We start from the raw sequence: 1,528 nt of genomic DNA, 5'->3' as shown, positions 1-1,528 counted from the left end.
TGAACTGAACCCAATTTGTTGGACAGATGAATTTCAGATAGTAACGATTATTATCTGAAATTCATGCCAGCAAGGAGGGTTCTTTTAATATGGCAAAATTAACTTATGAAGACAAAAAAGAAATTGTACGACTCTATGAAGATGAACGACTTGGATGTCAAATAATAGCTAAAAAATTTAATGTATCAAATAGCACTATTAATATTATTATCCGTAAATACCACATTCATGGGGAAGAATCGATCAAAAAAAATAAGAACAGAACTTATTCACCCGAATTCAAACTTGAAGTTATCACTCGTGCTTTGAATGGTGAATCTAAGACCTCATTAATTATCGAATACGATATTAGTAAATCACAAATTATTTCATGGCTTAACAATTATGAAAAATTAGGATATGATGGATTGGTCAATAAACCGAAAGGAAGACCAACGTCTATGAAAAAAGAAGAAAATAAAACATTAGATATTAATGATAAGGATACTGTTATTGAACAGTTGAAGAAGGAAAACTATAAACTACAGTGTGAGGTGGATGCATTAAAAAAATTGAGAGCCTTGGTTCTACAAAGGAACACGCAACAAATAAAGAAAAAACAGAAGTAATCAAGGAACTAAGGCAGACATATCCATTATCAATGCTTTTAAATGTATTACAGATATCAAGATCTACCTATTTTTACAATATTAAATCTATAGCTTCTAGTGACAAGAATGCAGAATTAAAAGCTAAAATCACTGAAATATTCAACAAAAATAAAGGAAGATACGGTTATAGGCGCATTACTCTTGAACTAAGAAATCAAGGTTTTATCGTAAATCATAAGAAAGTAAAACGATTAATGAAGGTGCTTGGATTGTTTGGAATTACACCAAAAGCCAAATATAAATCTTATAAAGGTGATATGAATGGAACAGTTAAGAATTTACTACTAGTTAAAGAATTAGATGAAAAGAATCATAAAACAACATACAAAAGAGATTTTTCTACAACTGCATGTAATCAAAAATGGACAACAGATGTATCTGAGTTTCGTATAGCAGCTGGTAAATTATATCTTTCACCGATTCTAGATATGTATAATGATGAAATTGTGTCTTACATAATTTCAAAGTCTCCTAATTTCAAACAAACTACAGATATGCTCAATATAGCCTTTTCAAAATACGATAATCTTAAAGATTTGATTTTTCATAGTGATCAGGGATGGCAATATCAAATGGAGGCATACCATAAAGCACTTAAAGAACATGACATTATTCAGTCCATGTCAAGAAAAGGAAACTGTTTGGACAATTGTGTAATGGAGAACTTCTTTGGGAAAATGAAGAATGAGATGTTTTATGGACATGAATATGAATACGAAACATTGGAACAGCTAGAATTAGCTATGGACGAATATATCAAATATTACAATGAGAAACGTATAAAAGTAAAATTAAAAGGCCTGACTCCTTTACAAGCAAGAGATCAAGCCTTATAATCGATTTAAAATTTAAGTCCAACTTTTGGGGTTCACAATAAA

General features: G+C 30.2%; 1 protein-coding gene. It reads left to right on the top strand.

The window, feature by feature from the left end; all coding sequences use genetic code 11:
* Positions 1-89: 89 nt before the first annotated feature.
* Positions 90-1,486, top strand: a protein-coding gene (locus tag DWZ53_RS11060) for an IS3 family transposase (protein WP_118434211.1) whose coding sequence is annotated in 2 segments (ribosomal slippage) — positions 90-587 and positions 590-1,486 — 1,395 coding nt in all. Because the reading frame shifts where the segments join, the coding sequence is not laid out codon by codon here.
* The last annotated feature ends 42 nt before the right edge of the window (positions 1,487-1,528 follow it).

Origin of the sequence: Coprobacillus sp. AF33-1AC (assembly GCF_003475785.1) — a bacterium.
Lineage (GTDB): Bacteria > Bacillota_I > Bacilli_A > Erysipelotrichales > Coprobacillaceae > Faecalibacillus.
This window is presented reverse-complemented; position numbering and strand designations above follow the sequence as displayed.